At 34.7% G+C, this 17,326-nt stretch carries 17 protein-coding genes; 9 read left to right on the forward strand and 8 right to left on the reverse strand.

What is annotated here, in order from left to right:
• Nucleotides 1-116: 116 nt before the first annotated feature.
• Together BW951_RS01640 and BW951_RS01645 are read right to left on the reverse strand one after the other, a co-directional pair.
• Nucleotides 117-983 (reverse strand): sigma-70 family RNA polymerase sigma factor, encoded by an 867-nt coding sequence (locus BW951_RS01640; RefSeq protein WP_027385416.1) that lies wholly within the window; start codon nt 981-983, stop codon nt 117-119.
• A 391-nt stretch (nt 984-1,374) separates the two neighbouring features.
• Nucleotides 1,375-2,166 (reverse strand): S1/P1 nuclease, encoded by a 792-nt coding sequence (locus tag BW951_RS01645; protein ID WP_076390187.1) that lies wholly within the window; start codon nt 2,164-2,166, stop codon nt 1,375-1,377.
• A gap of 211 nt (nt 2,167-2,377) precedes the next feature.
• Between BW951_RS01645 and BW951_RS01650 the strand changes: the two genes are divergently transcribed.
• The 4 genes from BW951_RS01650 (at nt 2,378) to BW951_RS01665 (ending at nt 6,838) form a co-directional block, all read left to right on the forward strand.
• Nucleotides 2,378-3,394: a type VI secretion system baseplate subunit TssG gene (locus BW951_RS01650; protein ID WP_228427459.1), complete on the forward strand. Its 1,017-nt coding sequence runs from the start codon at nt 2,378-2,380 to the stop codon at nt 3,392-3,394.
• Between the two features lie 56 nt (nt 3,395-3,450).
• The gene (locus BW951_RS01655) at nt 3,451-4,365 is read left to right on the forward strand and encodes a TssN family type VI secretion system protein (protein WP_076390188.1); all 915 of its coding nucleotides are present in this window, start codon (nt 3,451-3,453) and stop codon (nt 4,363-4,365) included.
• 10 nt (nt 4,366-4,375) lie between these two features.
• The gene (locus BW951_RS01660) at nt 4,376-5,515 is read left to right on the forward strand and encodes a hypothetical protein (protein ID WP_076390189.1); all 1,140 of its coding nucleotides are present in this window, start codon (nt 4,376-4,378) and stop codon (nt 5,513-5,515) included.
• A 144-nt stretch (nt 5,516-5,659) separates the two neighbouring features.
• On the forward strand, nt 5,660-6,838 hold the full coding sequence (locus BW951_RS01665) for an aminotransferase class V-fold PLP-dependent enzyme (protein ID WP_076390540.1): 1,179 nt from the start codon (nt 5,660-5,662) through the stop codon (nt 6,836-6,838).
• Nucleotides 6,839-7,279: 441 nt separating this feature from the next.
• Here BW951_RS01665 and BW951_RS01670 read toward each other — a convergent pair whose 3' ends face one another.
• A complete protein-coding gene (locus BW951_RS01670) occupies nt 7,280-7,933 on the reverse strand; it encodes a metal-dependent transcriptional regulator (RefSeq protein WP_076390190.1) in 654 nt (217 codons plus the stop codon).
• Between the two features lie 84 nt (nt 7,934-8,017).
• Between BW951_RS01670 and BW951_RS01675 the strand changes: the two genes are divergently transcribed.
• Entirely contained in the window at nt 8,018-9,049 is a 1,032-nt protein-coding gene (locus tag BW951_RS01675) for a threonine aldolase family protein (RefSeq protein ID WP_076390191.1), read from the forward strand.
• A 33-nt stretch (nt 9,050-9,082) separates the two neighbouring features.
• On the opposite strand, the gene BW951_RS01680 is transcribed toward BW951_RS01675, so the two are convergent.
• Nucleotides 9,083-9,586 (reverse strand): hypothetical protein, encoded by a 504-nt coding sequence (locus BW951_RS01680; RefSeq protein WP_076390192.1) that lies wholly within the window; start codon nt 9,584-9,586, stop codon nt 9,083-9,085.
• 136 nt (nt 9,587-9,722) lie between these two features.
• Complete coding sequence (locus BW951_RS01685) at nt 9,723-10,301, reverse strand: YdeI/OmpD-associated family protein (RefSeq protein WP_076390193.1); 579 nt, start codon at nt 10,299-10,301, stop codon at nt 9,723-9,725.
• A gap of 657 nt (nt 10,302-10,958) precedes the next feature.
• Between BW951_RS01685 and BW951_RS01690 the strand changes: the two genes are divergently transcribed.
• Nucleotides 10,959-11,639, forward strand: a complete 681-nt coding sequence (locus tag BW951_RS01690; protein WP_076390194.1) for an XRE family transcriptional regulator — start codon at nt 10,959-10,961, stop codon at nt 11,637-11,639.
• Nucleotides 11,640-12,331: 692 nt separating this feature from the next.
• Here BW951_RS01690 and BW951_RS01695 read toward each other — a convergent pair.
• On the reverse strand, nt 12,332-12,787 hold the full coding sequence (locus BW951_RS01695) for a PA2169 family four-helix-bundle protein (RefSeq protein ID WP_076390195.1): 456 nt from the start codon (nt 12,785-12,787) through the stop codon (nt 12,332-12,334).
• Nucleotides 12,788-12,941: 154 nt separating this feature from the next.
• On the opposite strand from BW951_RS01695, the gene BW951_RS01700 reads away from it, so the two are divergent.
• Both BW951_RS01700 and BW951_RS22490 read left to right on the forward strand, forming a co-directional pair.
• Nucleotides 12,942-13,739: a Cof-type HAD-IIB family hydrolase gene (locus BW951_RS01700; RefSeq protein ID WP_076390196.1), complete on the forward strand. Its 798-nt coding sequence runs from the start codon at nt 12,942-12,944 to the stop codon at nt 13,737-13,739.
• A gap of 132 nt (nt 13,740-13,871) precedes the next feature.
• A complete protein-coding gene (locus BW951_RS22490; protein ID WP_106408105.1) occupies nt 13,872-14,042 on the forward strand; it encodes a lmo0937 family membrane protein in 171 nt (56 codons plus the stop codon).
• Nucleotides 14,043-14,159: 117 nt separating this feature from the next.
• On the opposite strand, the gene BW951_RS01705 is transcribed toward BW951_RS22490, so the two are convergent.
• A complete protein-coding gene (locus BW951_RS01705) occupies nt 14,160-14,732 on the reverse strand; it encodes an OmpH/Skp family outer membrane protein (protein WP_076390197.1) in 573 nt (190 codons plus the stop codon).
• Between the two features lie 167 nt (nt 14,733-14,899).
• Entirely contained in the window at nt 14,900-15,889 is a 990-nt protein-coding gene (locus tag BW951_RS01710; protein WP_076390198.1) for an aldo/keto reductase, read from the reverse strand.
• 151 nt (nt 15,890-16,040) lie between these two features.
• On the opposite strand from BW951_RS01710, the gene BW951_RS01715 reads away from it, so the two are divergent.
• On the forward strand, nt 16,041-17,318 hold the full coding sequence (locus BW951_RS01715) for an NAD(P)/FAD-dependent oxidoreductase (RefSeq protein WP_076390199.1): 1,278 nt from the start codon (nt 16,041-16,043) through the stop codon (nt 17,316-17,318).
• Nucleotides 17,319-17,326 lie beyond the last annotated feature (8 nt).

Below are 17,326 nucleotides of genomic sequence, written 5' to 3' on the forward strand. Positions count from 1 at the left end.
CGAAAATAAAAATCAGGATAAATCCTCCGATAAAAAGTTATGATTCATTCATTTCAGCAAAAATAAAAAAGCGGAACCTGAAAATCAAGCTCCGCGTCGTATTGTTTCGTTAAAAATTACTTCCCTAAATAAGATTTTAAGATCTTACTTCTGGTGTTGTGCTTCAATCTCTTGATCGCTTTTTCTTTGATCTGACGAACTCTCTCTCTTGTAAGGTCGAAAGTTTCCCCGATTTCTTCTAGAGTCATCGGATGTTTTCCGTTCAGTCCGAAGTATAATCTTACCAAATCAGCCTCTCTCGGAGTTAAAGTATTCAATGCTCTTTCGATCTCAATTTGAAGAGATTCAAGCATCAAATCTTTATCCGGACTTGGAGATTCTCCTGAACGCAATACGTCATAAAGATTAGAATCTTCACCTTCTACCAAAGGTGCATCCATCGACAGGTGTCTTCCGGAGTTTTTCATCGATTCTTTAATATCTTCCTCGCTCATGTCAAGAACTTCAGCCAATTCTTCCGGAGAAGGTGGTCTTTCGTTTTCCTGCTCAAGGTGAGCGTAAGCTTTGTTGATTTTATTGATGGAACCGATCTTGTTTAACGGCAATCTTACAATTCTCGACTGTTCTGCCAAAGCCTGTAAGATCGACTGACGAATCCACCAAACCGCGTAAGAGATGAATTTGAAACCTCTAGTTTCATCATACCTTTTTGCCGCCTTCATCAGTCCTAAGTTACCTTCATTAATTAAATCGGGTAAAGAAAGACCTTGATTTTGATATTGTTTAGAAACCGATACCACGAAACGAAGGTTGGCTTTAATTAATTTTTCCAGTGCTGCTCTGTCGCCTGCACGGATTCTCTGTGCCAAATCTACCTCTTCGTCCGCAGTAATTAGTTCTACCTTACCAATTTCCTGCAAATACTTGTCTAATGAAGCAGTTTCCCTGTTGGTTACCTGCTTAGTGATTTTTAATTGTCTCATCTATTTTATCCTCAAAAAAGAGTTTCTACTATAATATACGTATGAAGGAACAAAAAGGTTACACCGGTTACAAAATATTTTCATTTAATTAAACCTGATTTGAAAAAATAGTTGTAAATTATAGCTCTCGCTTCACAGAACAGCGATTTTAGGACTTTTAGAGGTTCAATAAATTTTTAAAACTTTTTACATAAAGGCTTTTCGCGCTCGAAATGTATGTTCAAATCTTACCTGAAAACAAATCTTTCAACATACTTTTCTAGATGGTTTCAGCATGACAAGTATTGTGAATATTTGCTATTTAAAATAAAAAAAGCGAAACAAAAGTTCCGCTCTATTATTTAAAGGTGAAAATAAATTGACTTTTAAAATTCACCATTGGCAATTCACTTTAAAAAAGGTCATTCAACAATTTTGCCAGTCTTAGACCTCCGTACAAAAGCTGTCTTTCCATTGTATCGTTAAATTTGTACTGATAATCGTAAGACAGTTTAGAATCATTCGGCGTCTGTGCGTAGATTCTGTTGGCAATTTTGTGAGAATCGTACAACCAGTCTTCTAAAGTTCCGGTCTGGATCTGTTTTACTTCCTCATCAGACTTGATGTCCAGCAATTTTGCATATTCTGTGTAGCTGTATTTCTGAGAATCTACTAATTTTCCGTCCCAGACAGAGTGCAAATTGGATTTATCTCCGAAATATGTCACATTAATTTTGTTTCCTCCCAAATCTTCTGCTCTTCCTACGTGTAAAGGCTGCGAAAGATCTCCCATCATGTGGATCAGGAAAATTAAAGCAATTTTTCTGTCTTTTTCAGACGTTTTTTCGTCTTTGATCTGGCTGGATAATGTTTTGATCTGGGTGTATAAACTTGGTCCCGCCTGCGCTTTCAGTTTTTCTTCAAATACTCTAAAATCCGTCTGCGGATCGATGTTTACATAATGCCACGCTGAAGTTTCTTTCCAGACTCCTGTAGTATCAGATTTAATGAAATCCGGCCAGTTTGCCCAGTACGCAAGACGTTCTCTCCCCATCATTTTTCTGATCTCCCTTTTTGCCTTTCCGGAAAGGTGATTTTCTGCGATCTCTGCAATAATTCTGTGTCCCGTTAATCCCCACGCATAAGAATAAAGCGAAGATGCGATGAATGCTAAAACCAGCATTTTAGAATAAATACTTTTCATTGTAAAATAACATTTTCAGGGGCCAAAGATACGGTTAATTTAAGGTTCAGGTTAAGCATTACTATAAGGAATTTAAAAATTAACGTAATCTTAAACATAATCCAATATTATTTCAGATTTTTAAAGCCTGTTTAGATGTTCTAATTTTCATAAATTTCGCATTTAAGATTCATATTATTCTTTTAAATTCTGAAAATTTAGTATATTTAGTATGAATTTAGTGGAAGAATATTTTTTCAATAATTCGAGATATACTATTTTTACAAGCCAAATCACAGGAAAAACCATGTATGAGAATAATATTGTAGATATGCAATACAATAAGCTGCAGACCGACTTCAAAGCAGAAGCTGTAGCCGTAAACCTTCTAAAATACCACAGAGCGGTAAGCAATATTTTTATCGACAGGATCGGGATTAATGACCGTGCTTATTTAAAGGATATTAAAAGTATTTCAAGCGATTATCTGGGTTTTGACGAAGAAGTTTTTACCATAGAAACGTATAGAGAAGGAATTTACGACTATCTTCCCGAAGGACTTTTCCATCCGCCTTCTTTGGGAGCTTCCCGAAAAAATGTAGACACCGTTGTCCGCGAAATTCGCAGACAGAAAAAAGTGGAAGAGGATGCCCGAAAATTTTTCAAGCCTTTTGAGCTGGAAATATTTTTTACGGAGATCAGTGCTTTACTCAAAGAGTTTGATTTCGAAATATCAAGTGATACAGATTCTTTACTGGAAACTGTAAGTGAACTCTGGCCTCTGATTAATAAATTGGATAAAAAAAACGCCTGTATTTTTATTTATATTCTTCCGTTTTTTCATCAGATCAGAGGAAATAAATCATGGTTTGAGCGATGTATGACCGCATTTTTACAAATTCCTGTAAAAGTAACTTTTGCTCCGAATATTATTGACGGAGTGGAAGAGGAAGACGATTCTATGCTGCTGGGTAATTCCAGATTGGGAGTTACTTATATTCCGAGCGGAAAACATATGGATGGACAAAGAAACTGGGTAATAAACATCGGACCGATTCCTTATAACCAAATGAAAAAATATATAGACGGCAGTCCGTTCCGGAAAATATTGCAGGCAATGTATGATTATTTCCTGCCTGTAAGTGTGGATGTGGAAGAAAATTTTATCACAGAAAAACAGGATTATTCTTTCGCACTGGAAGATGATGATAGAAATACAAACCGGCTAGGTTACTCTACCTTTCTGTGAATTTTTTTAACTATATTTACAATCACCAAGAAAAATATTAATTCGAAAAAAGACAAATGGAAATTTCTTCAGTAAAAGGAATCTTTTTAAGGTATATTCTTATGCCTTTATTTGCGGTTATCATGATGGTCATTTTAGGAATCATCAGAAAAAACAAACCCGCAATTAAGATCAAAACCATTATCATCTATGTTCTGCTGTGCAGTTTATGCCTTGCGATTCCGGGAATTTTCGGGTTTGCGGGAAATTTATTCAATCCTTACTGGTATTTAATTGCTCAGATCATTTATCTTATTTTAGGGATTATTCATGTTAATTTATCAGACCGGTATTTCAAAAAACATTTCAATTCTACCACAAAAAGTATTTTGTTTGAATCGATTCTTTCTTTAACGTGTATCGGATTCGGAGGGTATCTTTTTTATCTGATTTTCAACTGGATGAGTCGCGGAACCGGTTATCCGATTATGGCAGCAACGAGTATTTTCATTTTTATTGTTCCTCTCGTTTTTCATTACTGTTATGTTCAGTTAATCAGCATCCCGGTGGATATTTATAAAACATGGAGGTATTCTCCGGAACAGAAACTTCCGGATTTTGAAGGCGCAGATTTCGACAGATTAATGGTTTTGAATGTAGAATTAAGCAAAAACCTTGAGGATTCCAACAGGTTCAGAATTAAAGCGAAAACTTTACCTTCCGGGATTACTTTCGGAGACTGGTTTTATAGAGTTGTGGACGATTATAACCACAAAAATCCCAATTCTGTCATTCATCTTACGGATGAAACCAGAGAATCGTATTACTGGATCTTTTATACCAAAAAATCGTTCTTCAGCTTCAGAAAATACATCGATTTTGATCAGGATATTACAGAAAACAGAATTTCTGAAAACGACGTCGTGATCTGCAAAAGAGTGATCCAGCATGAAGAGGAAGGCGTAAGAAAACCACAGCAAAACACCATCTAAAATATTGAATATGATACAGCCTATAAAGCATTTTGCCATTAACTGGGTTGACGGGATGAAGGTTTCCCAGAGACATCTTAATGATCAGGACAATTTTTTAATCGATACCATCCGAGATTCCAACTCTTTGGGAATAACGACCTATAATTACGGACTTTTACCCATTTCAAATCATTTTACGGACCGGACAATTTTTGATGTTCATAATACCGCAACCAATGATGTTCAGTTGGTTATCAAACATTGCAGCGCAGTTACGATGGCGGGTTACAGAATTGAACTGAACGACAGGAGAGTGAGCGTAAAATCTCTGGCTAAATCCATGCACGAGGAACAGACAGACGGAGAATATTACATCCTGATTTCGGTGAATCCATTTGATAAAGTTCCTTTCGGAGATATCGATCCGGAAGAAATTCCGCCCCGTCATCCGAACGCACAATCAAACCACCATATCGAACTGCTTCCTGTAACTTCCCTGAACAGCAGCTATTCCGGAGGAAATTATCTGATCATCGGAAAAGTAGATTTGAAAGGAAATATCGCGCAGGTAGATTCTAATTTTATTCCGCCATGCACATCGATTCAGAGTCATCCTGCCTTGCTGGATTATTATAACAATTTCGCAAAATCCATTGGAAATTTACAGCAGTATGCTTTTAAAATTATTCAGAAAGCTTCTCATAAAAATCAGAATACGGCATTGGCACAAAATGTAAAATTCCTGTGCAATACCATGATCGATACTTTTGGGGATATGTACTTTCAATTCAGAAATATTACGCCTTATCAGCCGCCTGTATTTTTAATTGAATCTTTTGCAAAACTTGCACTCCGACTGTATAATGCGACTCAGGTTCTGGTTCCTGCGGAATTGGAAGAAATGCTGAATTACAGTCTGGAATGGAGTGAAATTGCTCCTCATACCTTGCTTAATCAGCTTTCAATAGTTGCCGAAACCAATTACGATCATCATAATTGCGGAGAACCGTTCCTTTACATTCAGCAGATGCTGCGAAGTCTTGAAGCAATCTTTGCCAAACTGAGTGAACTGGATTACATTGGTCAGAGAAAAGAAAATATTATTGTTAACGAGCAGGAAGTTTCCAATAATAATAACCCGAAAAGAGGGTGGAGTGTGCTGGATTAGTGCTAGAAACATATTTAAAAAATACAAATCCCGATACGATAAATTCGGGATTTTTTGTGTAAAATTGTCAGACGTTAAATTTCTTTGGAAATCAAATTATTGAAAATGATTATTCTTTCGTCAGAATTAAAAAGTAAAAAAAAAATGAATGCAGCTAAAATAAGAGAAGATATAAGAGGTCTTTCGGACGGAAAAATTTTCATGAATAATGCAGGATCTTCTTTAATGCCTTCAATCGTAGTGGATTCAATGATTGATTATTTAAAGCAGGAAGAACAATTCGGAGGATATGAGGTTGCGAACAGAAATGCTGAATTATTAGAAGGATTTTATGAGGAGACTGCAAAACTGATTAACTGTAAACCTTCCAATATCGCCTTTGCAATAAGTGCGACCGAAGCCTTTGCAAAGGCATTATCGAGCATTGTTTTTAAAGAAAATGATGTCATTATCACAACGGCTGATGATTATATTTCCAGTCAGATTACCTTTATTTCGCTTCAGAAAAAATTAAATATCAAAATCATCAGAACAAGAAATCTTTCCGACAACGAGATTGATCTGGAAGATCTTGAAAATCTGATCAGAAAATACAGCCCGAAATTAGTTGCCGTTACGCATATTCCCACCAATTCGGGACTGATTCAGAATGTTGAAGGAGTCGGCAAAATCTGTAAAAGATATAATATTTTGTATTTGGTTGATGCCTGTCAGTCAGTTGGTCAAATGGTGGTTGATGTCGAAAAAATTGGCTGCGATTTTCTGACGGCAACAGGAAGGAAATTTTTGCGCGGACCGAGAGGAACAGGGTTTTTATATGTTTCGGATAAAGTTTTGGAACAGAATTACGCACCTTTGCTGTTGGATATGAGAGGAGCGAACTGGACAGAATACAATGATTATGAATTGTTTAAAACAGCCAAAAGATTTGAGCACTGGGAAATTTCCTATGCTTCTCTATTAGGAGTTAAACACGCCATACAATATGCCAACAATATCGGATTGGATAATATTGAAGCATACAATAAGATTTTATCTGAAAAATTACGAAACAGACTCAAAGACAGCGGCTTTAAAGTTTGGGATTGGGGAAATCATCTGAGCAGCATCGTTACATTTTCCGGTCCGGATGGCGATCTGGAAAATATTCAGAAGGTTTTGAAAGAAAATAATGTTTTTTTCTCAGTGACGTATAAGAATTCAGCGTTAATTGATTTTACAAATAAAAAAATCAACGGAATCGTGAGAGTATCGCCTCATTATTTCAATACTCCGGATGAGATTGACCAGGTTTCTGAAATACTGAAGAATAGTTTAAAATAATATTTATCCGCTTTCGACAAGCTTAGGACATCGCTTAAAATAATTAATCAGTCTGTTTAAATTTTTTATTTAACAGGAAAAGGCACAAAAGATTAACGAAGCATTTATTTAAAGTTGATGATTATAAATGAAAAGATCACAATAGATTTTAAAATCTTTGATTTTTATTCTTTTGATTGCTTTGATTATTCTGGAAATCCGCTTTATCAAGCTTTTTTACCACAAAAGATTTAAACATTTTAGTTGTTTAAGTTTAATGCTCAAATGGAAAGAAAGAGCACATAAGTTTAAAAATCAAAGATTTTTTTCTTTGCAGACTTTTGAAATACTTTAAATAAATCCAATAAAGACTTTTGTCTCTTTTGCGGTTTATTCTGAATTTAGTTTAAACAAGTTTAATATGAAGTAAGCTTGTTGAAGCATATATTTAAGGCTAAAAAATTATTTCTTCACCAGTATTTTTTCCGTCGCTTTTTTGCTTAAAACTTCCTGTTTTCCTTCGATTTCGATGGTTACGGATCTATCAAAGCTTTCAATTTTAATAATTTTGATTTTTTTATTCAGGAGTAAATTTCTTTCGGTGAGATAATTTAAAAAAGCATCGTCCGAAAGTGTAACCGATGCAAACACAACCGTTTCGCCAACCTCGCAGTTGCTTAGCTTTTGCAGATCCTGTGCAATGATATTTCCGTCTTTATCGGGAATGGGTTCTCCATGAGGATCGAATTTCGGATAATCCAGAATTTCATCCATTTTGTCAAAGAAAACAGCAGAGTGGACGTGTTCCAGTTGTTCCGCGATCTCATGAACATTTTCCCAGCCAAAATTCATTTTTTTCACCAGAAACATTTCTGTAAGGCGGTGTTTTCTTACGACCAAAGAAGCTTCACGACGACCTTTATCCGTGACAATCAAAGGTTTGTAAGTTTCGTAAATTACCCAGCTTTTGTCTGCAAATTTCTTCATCATATTGTTAACGCTTGGCATTTTTACGTTCAGAAATTTGCTCAGTTCGTTAATCGTCACTTTTCCCTCATGGTCTACCAGATGAAACAAAGCTTTCAGATAATTCTCTTCTGTTAATGTATTTTTCAAAATGTTAGATGATATTCTGTACAAATCTAACAAAATATTATGAATAAATTAGGCACTTTCGGCGAACTTTTTTAATTTTACTCTATGAAATTTTCATTCAAAAACGACTATTCAGAAGGTTGTCATCCCAATATTTTAAAAGCTCTTACAGAGCATAATCTCGATCAGCAAGCCGGTTACGGAGAAGACCTGTATTCTTTAGAAGCAAAAGCACTGATAAAAGAAAAAATCGCCAGTCCGGATTCTGAGATCTATTTTGTTTCAGGCGGAACGCAGGCAAATCTTATCGTTATTTCTTCGGTTTTAAGACCTTATCAATGTGCAGTTTCTGCATCGACAGGACATATTCTTAACAATGAGACCGGAGCTATTGAAGCAACGGGACATAAAATTCTGAGCATTGAAAAAGCAGACGGAAAATTAACTCCGGAAGATATTATTCCGGTTCTTGAGAATCATAGCAACGTTCCGCATCAGGTAATGCCGAAGCTGGTTTATATATCGAATTCTACAGAGTTGGGAACGATTTATACCTTAAAAGAATTGGAAGAACTTTCTACATTCTGTAAAGAAAAAGGTCTTTATCTTTTCATGGACGGTGCGAGAATGGGACATGGTTTAACCTCCGAAATCAGTGATCTTACGCTGGAAAAAGTGGCAGAGCTGACTGACGTTTTTTATCTCGGAGGAACCAAAAACGGAGCTTTAATCGGGGAAGCCATCGTAATCAATAACAAAGAGCTGCAACAGGATTTCGCCTTTAATATCAAACAGAAAGGAGCATTACTTGCCAAAGGAAGACTTTTGGGAATTCAGTTTCTGGAACTGATGAAAAATGATCTGTACTTTGATCTGGCAAAACACGCCAATTCGCAGGCGATGAAGATGAAAAATGCAATGAAAGAAAGGGGAGTGCAGTTTTTATCTGATACATACACCAATCAGATTTTCCCGATTCTGAGCCATGATTTAATTGAAAAACTATCTAAAAAGTTTGAATTTTATGTCTGGAAGAAAATCGATGAGCATTTTTCTGCTGTCCGACTCATCACTTCTTGGAATACAGATGATGAAGCCGTAAACAGTTTTATAGCAATTATTAACAAAGAATTATAAAAAAATGCAACCGCTTTTGGTTGCATTTATATTTTACTGTAGAGCCTTTGTAACCGTATTGCAATCAGCCGTTTTAAGGTTTCTTCCGCCTTCATATTTTATCTTTTTCTCGTTGGCATATTTTGTTCCGGTTTCGGCATCACGTTCGCCGATTCCTTCCATTAAGCCGTCTTTGGTCTGTATAAAATAGATGTCATTTTTATTTCCTGAAACTCCTTCAGAAGCAAATTCATAAGTCAGTTTAAGCGTATCTCCAGATTTAATTCCGCTTAAAGTTCCTTCATTACTGTCTTTTTCGCTGTTTTTGGTCGCCATTTTTCCGGTGATGGTTCCCAGATTATCGTCAATGCTTACAAAAACGGTATCTTTTCCGGTAACTCCCATGTAACAAAATGATTTTGCACCCAGTGTATCCGTAACTTTTTCTGTTGTCGCAGCAGTATCCGCAGAAACTTCATTTGCAGCCGGAGCTTCCGGTTTTTTGTTGCAGTTAAACAATACAACCGATAGTGAGCTTAATAAAAGTAATTTTTTCATAACCTTATTATTTATAGTCAAATTTTTTCGATTTTACTAAAATACTAATTTATGATGACAATTGAATTTTGTTAAGATAATGATTTATTGTTAAATTTTGTATAAATTAAAAATATACAGTTTTATGAAATATAAACTAATCATTTAAACCTTTTCCGTTAAGAATTTCAGGGATATATTTTTCAATTCTTGATATTCTGGTTTTTGACTGTTTTGCTGATGAGAAATAGAGTAGATACGCACGCTGTCTTCCCGGAGTTAACGCTTCAAAAGCTTTCTGAAGTTCCAGATTCTCATTTAGTTTTTGAGCAAATTCTTCCGGTATGTTGAATTCATGTGTTTTTTTCATTTCAACTTTCGCTCCGGATTCTTCAATTTCCACCGCTTCAAATATGTAATCGCTTAAAACATTCTCTAAATCAATAATCTGTTGCAGATTTGTAAAACGAATCTGTCTTGTTGCCTGTATATTTTCTGTCTGCCGAATCAAAATATTTTCAGAATCCTTCATCAAAGCGCCTTTGAAAAAGAGGAGTGCGCAATATTCTTTAAAACCATGAATCAGGAATATATTTTTCCCTTCGTATGTATAACACGGACAGCCCCATTTTAAATCTTCTGTAAGCTCAGTTTTCAATGCAATTGTTCGTAATTTTTCAAATTCTGTCTGCCATTGTCCGGTTTTATTAAAAAAGAAATCAACTTTTGGATTCATAATATTTTCATTAACAACCGATTATAATCTTTTCGGTTTATAGTGAAATCAAATTTATTCATTTTTCGTATTGCCACTTAAAATTTATAGAAATTATTTCATAAATGTTTTAAACTAAATCATTACTTGAATCAAAGCTGCTTATTAATGCAGACAGATTATATAAAATGTAAAATTAATCATAAGATAGAAGTGAAGCTTTTTAAACGCATATGTGGTCTTATAAATTAAATAAATAGCATAGGTAGAGCTTTGTTTTAAAGCCCTTTAAAACGCATAAATGACTATGGATAAAAGATTTAGCAGAATTTAAAAGAACGACATAAATACTCTATTCAGGCATAAATAAAAAATCCTATAATTTATATTATGTTAAATAGAGTGTGTTTTAAGAATTCCTTGATTTTCAAAACCAGAATATTTTCACGACCAAAATTCTTTCAGATGATCCTGTTTAATTGTTTATTGAAACTTTCCTTTATAATCTCTAACAAATTCAAAACTTTATTTTTCTACTTCAGATATTCTTCAGCGATTTTAATTTTATGAATGATTACCGACTCTATCAAAATATTTTTTAAAGGAACTTATCCACAACTGCCCTAAAACTTAGGATTCTCCGGCAAACATTCGTATTTTTACGTTTTAATTTTTTATATGTCGATTTTTTCAGAAAATATAAGACTTTTACGCGCCAAATTAGGAAAAACCCAACGCGAATTGTCTCAAAAAATACAGATTACAGCTTCCAGATACAGTTCTTATGAAAACGGAAAATCTAAACCTCCGGTTGATGTTTTAATTAAAATTTCAAGAATTTTTAATGTCAGTATTGATCTTTTGCTGTCGGTAGATTTAACAAAACATGCGCTTGAAGATATGCTGAAACTTCCTGATAACCGTATTGTTCTGCCTGTAATGGTAGATCAGAACGGCGACGAAAGCATTGAGATTGTCTCTCAGAAAGCTTCTATGGGTTATTTAACAGGTTACAGCGATCCGGATTATATTGAAAGCCTTCAGAGAATTTCTCTTCCTTTTCTGAAAAACGGAAAATTCCGTGCATTTCCTGCGGATGGAGATTCTATGCCGCCCTTTAAGAACGGCTCATACATCATCGGAAAATATATGGAAGGTCTTAATGATCTGAAATCCGGTAACACCTACGTTTTCATTACTTTAAACGACGGAATTACTTACAAACGTCTGAAATCTAAAAATGAAAATTCTTTAACGGTTGCCGCAGATAACACATTTTATGAGCCTTACGAAATTCCTTTAAATGAGGTAGTTGAAGTCTGGCAATATGCAACAGGAATTTTTCCTGAGGATTTTTAAGGAAAACAAACTCAATCAATTTATTTATGCTCTTGATTGAGTTTCTGTACTACTCCATTTTTAGAAATTTTCAAATGATTTTCGTAGAATATTATGTTAAATTACTCTACGGAAATTATTTTCTATTTTCTGATCAGAATAATTGGATTTTTTACAAATTTTAATCCATATTTCTATATCATAAAAAACACCACTCTTTTACAAGAGTGGCATATACCTAATTTTAAAGCAGAATTTAAATATATAAAAGAATGAATAAAACTTTTAGTGATAATTATTTCCTAAATTCTATAAATGATAAAGTTTTGTATTTTATACATCACTAATGTATGAATAATTTTAATAGTACAAAAGATTTTAATGATATTTTTATAATAAATTTTTATGGATAAATTTTTCCTAAATAAAATAATTTATTTTCTATTGATTTATTAATTCATTTGATTGATATTCAAATGTTTATTTTTAAAATTTCTACATCCTGAAATACTCGTCCGATTAATGATAAATTGCCGGAATTATTTGTTTTTTAAAATAATTCATTAATTTTTATTCAATATGTAGTGATTTGTAATGATTCTAATTCCCCAAAAACGTTGTCTGAATTCCATTCTGAATTGTTTTAGAATAATTTTTTAGACAATAAAAAAAACTTCCCGTTTCAGGAAGTTGATCTGTAAGAAAAACAATAACTATTCTTTATAATTGCTTTTTCCTTTGAATTCATGATAAGAATCTTTGATGTGTTTAAGCTGCTCCGAAACAATTTCCCTGCTTTTTTCGCTCAGTTTTCCGGTGTCAATTGCATTCTGATAAGCATCAATCGCTGCTTTTTCGCCAAAAATTACATTTTCAATCGTAGATTCTTCCGTGTTTCCGATGGTAAAAGAGTTTTTGATGTCAATCCACGTTCTGTGGAGCGTTCCGGCAACAGACGGTGAATCATTCGCTTCTGCTCCATTTTCGGTGATGAGATCAATGAGTTCGTTTTTCATGACTTTCGAAAGAGAATTCATTCTCGCGTATTCCGATTTCACGTCGGGATAGCTTTCCCAGATTTTACCTTCCACTTTTGCAAAGCCTTTTATTCTGTCATTCGTAATGTGGACAAGATCATTCAAAAGATCGATTTCCTCCTGATTTTTCATATTATTTTATTATTGGTGTGCTGAAAGCTGTACAAGAATTATACCTTATAGATTCTGCAATAATTCAGTTTTAATTAAAATACGACCTCATAAAACAAAATTATATTGTTGTACTTTTGTCTTATATCTTCAATGATTAAATTATTAAACTTCAATGAACACCCAAAATCACCACATTAAAGCCGTCTTTTTCGATATAGACGGAACATTATTAAGCTTTAAAACAGGAAAAGTCCCCGATTCTACCCAAAATGCTCTTCAAAAGTTAAGAGAAAAAGGAATAAAAGTTATTATCGCAACAGGAAGATCCATCAATTCCTTGCATCATATTGATCATCTGAAATTTGACGGTTTCATCACCTTTAACGGATCGTATTGTGTTACAGCCTCAAACAAGCTTATTTCCAGACATACAATAGATCCTTCCGACATTAAAAGTCTGATTCATTATGCCAAAAATTTTCCGCTGAGCTATTCTTTAATGTATGAAGATAAAGTAGAAATAAACGATGCAACACCTGAAGTTGTGGGAATGTATTCTCATATCAACATTCCTGTTCCGCCGATTCATGATAAAGAAAATATTGATATTGAAAATGTAATTCAGGCAAATATTTTTCTGAAACCGGAAGCCGAATCCGAATTTATGAAAAAAGTAATGCCCAAAAGTATATCTTCGAGATGGACTCCCCTTTTTGCCGATGTAAATCCCGGAGGAATAAGCAAACAGACAGGAATCGAAAATTTCTGTAAACATTTTGATATCGACGTTTCAGAAACGATGTCTTTCGGAGATGGAGGAAATGATATTTCTATGTTAAAATTTACAAAAATCGGCATCGCCATGGGAAATGCGAACGACAGCGTAAAAGAAGTTGCAGATTACGTAACCGAAGACGTTGATAATCATGGAATTGAAAAAGCATTAATTCATTTCGGTCTGCTGGATTAAAAAGCTTTTATTTAAGTTTTTTACAGCCAATTATTCACTTTTCATAATTTGTGGTATATATTTTTAAGCTGTTTTTAAGAAAAAGGCATAATATGTGTATTTACTTTATCAAATCACTTAAAAATTTTAGTTATGAGAAGTTTATTATGGTTAGTCGCAGTCATTTGTATTGTGGTATGGCTTTTAGGAATGTTAGGAATCGTTCCGGGAATGAGTACAGGATATTTAGTTCACGTATTGCTGGTTATTGCAATCATTGTGGTACTGTATAATCTGATATCCGGTCGAAAGCCTCTCGATTAGACCGTCGTATAAAAGAAATAAAAGCCGGAAACGGGAATTTTCATATTCCTGATTCCGGCTTTTTTTATTTTGAATGAATAATTTTTACCTTAGAATTATTCATAATTTTTTTAAATATTACTTAGAAGCCGGCTTTGAAGCAGTTCCTATAGCTCCCAGTTTAGACTTTACCGTTGGAGTAATATCTTCTCCTCCATCCATATAAGCAACCTGGCTGTTTCCCTGAGAAGGCGCAATATCAAACACATAAGCCAATCCTTTTTCTTTCGCTACCGTAGCAATCATTGCGCTTACTTTTTTCTGAATCGGTGTAAATAATTCCGTCTGCTTTTTAGAAATTTCCTGTGCTGCTTTAGTTCTGGAAGTTTCAATATCTTTACCTAAAGTCTGCAATTCTGTCTGAGCTGCTGTTAATTCTTTAATTACAGTTTCTTTGTTTGCCTCACTTATCGTTTTTTCTTTATCCTGAGCCGCTTTTAATTTTGTCTGATAAGAAGTGATCATTTTTTCAATTTCACCCTGCTTTGTTTTGGTGAAAGTATCTAATGAACCTTCTGCTGTTTTAGCTTCCGGAAGATTGGTAAAAATATCATCCGAATTTACATGCCCGATTTTTTGCTGTGCGCTTACCATGTTAGACGTAAGGAAAAGTCCTGCCGCTATAGAAAATGTTGTGATAAACTTTTTCATCTTTATTTAAATTTTTATTTTTCGTTTTTTAAAATTCAGCAAATATAATAAATATAACTATATTGGTAGTGATATTTAAAATAAAGTTACATGAATTTCCATCATGGTAAATAACAAAACCTCCCGAAAAGAGAGGTTTTGTATAGGATAAATTGATGAAGTCTGTATTAATTCGGGATCTGTGCTTTTTCGTAAACTAACCCTTCCGATTGCAATTCTTTCCAGAAATCCGAAGGAATTTGTTTATGCAGAGCTTTTACATTATCTTCCACCTGCTCCGGTTTGCTCGCTCCGGGAATGATGGATGCAAATTCATCGGCTGCCAAAACAAACTGCAACGCGGCGTGGGTAATGTTGGTATTGTATCTTCTGGCAATTTCATCAATCTTTTCACGTTTTTCTTTCATTCCTTTCGGGATAACATCCTTATAGTTGTAACGATCTCTCCCATTGATAAAACCTGAATTATAACCTGCGCCGGAAACCAGCTTTACTCCGGCTTTTCTTACTGCAGGAAGCAATCGGTCGACTGCATCTTCATGTTCCAGAATAGAATATTGCGTTGCCGAAAGACAAATATCCGGATCTGCAGAATCCAGACAGTCTAAAATCGGCTCAATTTTATTCACGCCCATTCCCCATGCTTTAATAACGCCCTGATCTCTCAGTTCCGATAAAACTTTAAACGCTCCTTCTCTTGCCTGTTTCAAAAAATACGGATAGCGGTCTCCTACCTGATCTTCAGACAAATCATGCACGTAAACAATATCAATATGGCTCAGACGTGTTCTTTCAAGGCTTTCTTCAATAGATCTTTTAATGGCATCTGCCGTGTAATTATGTTCAAAATCATAATGTAAAGGTGCTTTCCACATGGTTGGCGGAACTTCATCTTCCGGAACTTCCACAAATAAACGCCCGACTTTGGTAGACAGTACAAACTCATCCCTGTTTTGCCCGTGAAGAAAATTCCCGAATCGTCTTTCACTTTTTGTTAGTCCGTACCACGGCGACGTATCGTAATATCGTATGCCGAGATCCCATGCTTTCTGTAAAACTTCATAAGATTCGCCGTCTGTTAATTTATCAAAGGCTGTTCCGATGGCTACTCCACCTAATCCGAGTCTGTGTTTTTCATTTAAAACATCTGCTTTCATATGGTAATATTTAAAAATTTGGTTGCTCTAAAGGATACAAACATCGTGCAGATAATTTTTAATCATAAACCTTTATGTCTAAATAATTGAAACCGCCTATTTGGCTTTATTATTGAATAAAATACGGTACCATTTTCAATCACACATACATATGAAAAAGCACATCGTAATCGTAGGAGGAGGTTTTGCAGGAATTAATCTTATAAAATCTTTGGTTAATGACAAAAGATTCAGAATTACTTTAGTCGATAAAAACAATTATCACTTTTTTCCGCCACTTATTTATCAGGTTGCCACATCGTTTATTGAGGCTTCAAACATCAGTTATCCCTTCAGAAAGCTGCTTTCCAATTATAAAAATGTAAATTTCCACATGGGAAATCTTGTAAAAGCAGATCATGAAAATAATATCCTTGAAACCGACACGGGAAATCTTCATTATGATTATCTGGTTCTTGCATTAGGAACGGAATCCAATTTTTTCGGAATGGAAAATGTGAAAAAATGTTCTATCCCCATGAAAACCATTGATGAAGCACTTTATTTGAGAAATTATATGCTTTTAACGCTTGAAGAAGCGGCAAGAAATAAAAACATCAAAGAAGCACAGAAACTCCAGAATATCGTGATTGCGGGAGGCGGACCAACCGGAGTGGAACTTGCGGGAATGATCTCGGAAATGGGAAGTTATATCGCACAGAAAGAATATCCTGAAATAAAATTCGGGCTTTCGAATATTTATTTAATTGATGCATTGCCGACTTTACTTTCGCCGATGAGCAAAATGGCTCAGGAAGCCGCTTATGATCAGCTTAAAAAATTAGGCGTAAAAATTATTTTAAATACAGCCGTAAAAGATTATGCTGACGGAAAAGTAATTTTAGGAGACGGAAAAACCATTGAAACAGAAACCCTGATCTGGACTTCCGGCGTGATTGGAAGAGAAGTTCCGGGAATTCCGGAAGAAAGCATAGGTAAAGGACGCAGAATACTGGTGGATGCTTATAACAAAGTTCAGGGAACAAAAAATGTTTATGCATTGGGAGATATTGCACTGCAGCTTTCAGATGAAAACTTTCCGAAAGGTCATCCGCAACTGGCTCAGGTTGCCATTCAGCATGCAAAAAATTTAGGCAAGAATTTTAAAAGAATTGAAGAGGAAAAAGTTCAGATTCCTTTTGCTTATAATGATAAAGGAAGCATGGCAATTATCTCAAAATTCAATGCCGTTGTAGATCTTCCCAAGTTTTCCTACAAAGGTTTTATTGCGTGGTTAACGTGGCTTTTTATTCATATTATTCCGCTGATAAGTTTTGGAAGCAAGGTAAGACTGGCGTTCAACTGGTTAAGATTATTTATTACCAATAATCCTTCAATCCGACTTATTTTAAGACCTAAAAAAGAGAACGCATTCCACACCGAATTTTAAATTTCATG

Origin of the sequence: Chryseobacterium gambrini, assembly GCF_900156825.1 — a bacterium.
Lineage (GTDB): Bacteria > Bacteroidota > Bacteroidia > Flavobacteriales > Weeksellaceae > Chryseobacterium > Chryseobacterium gambrini.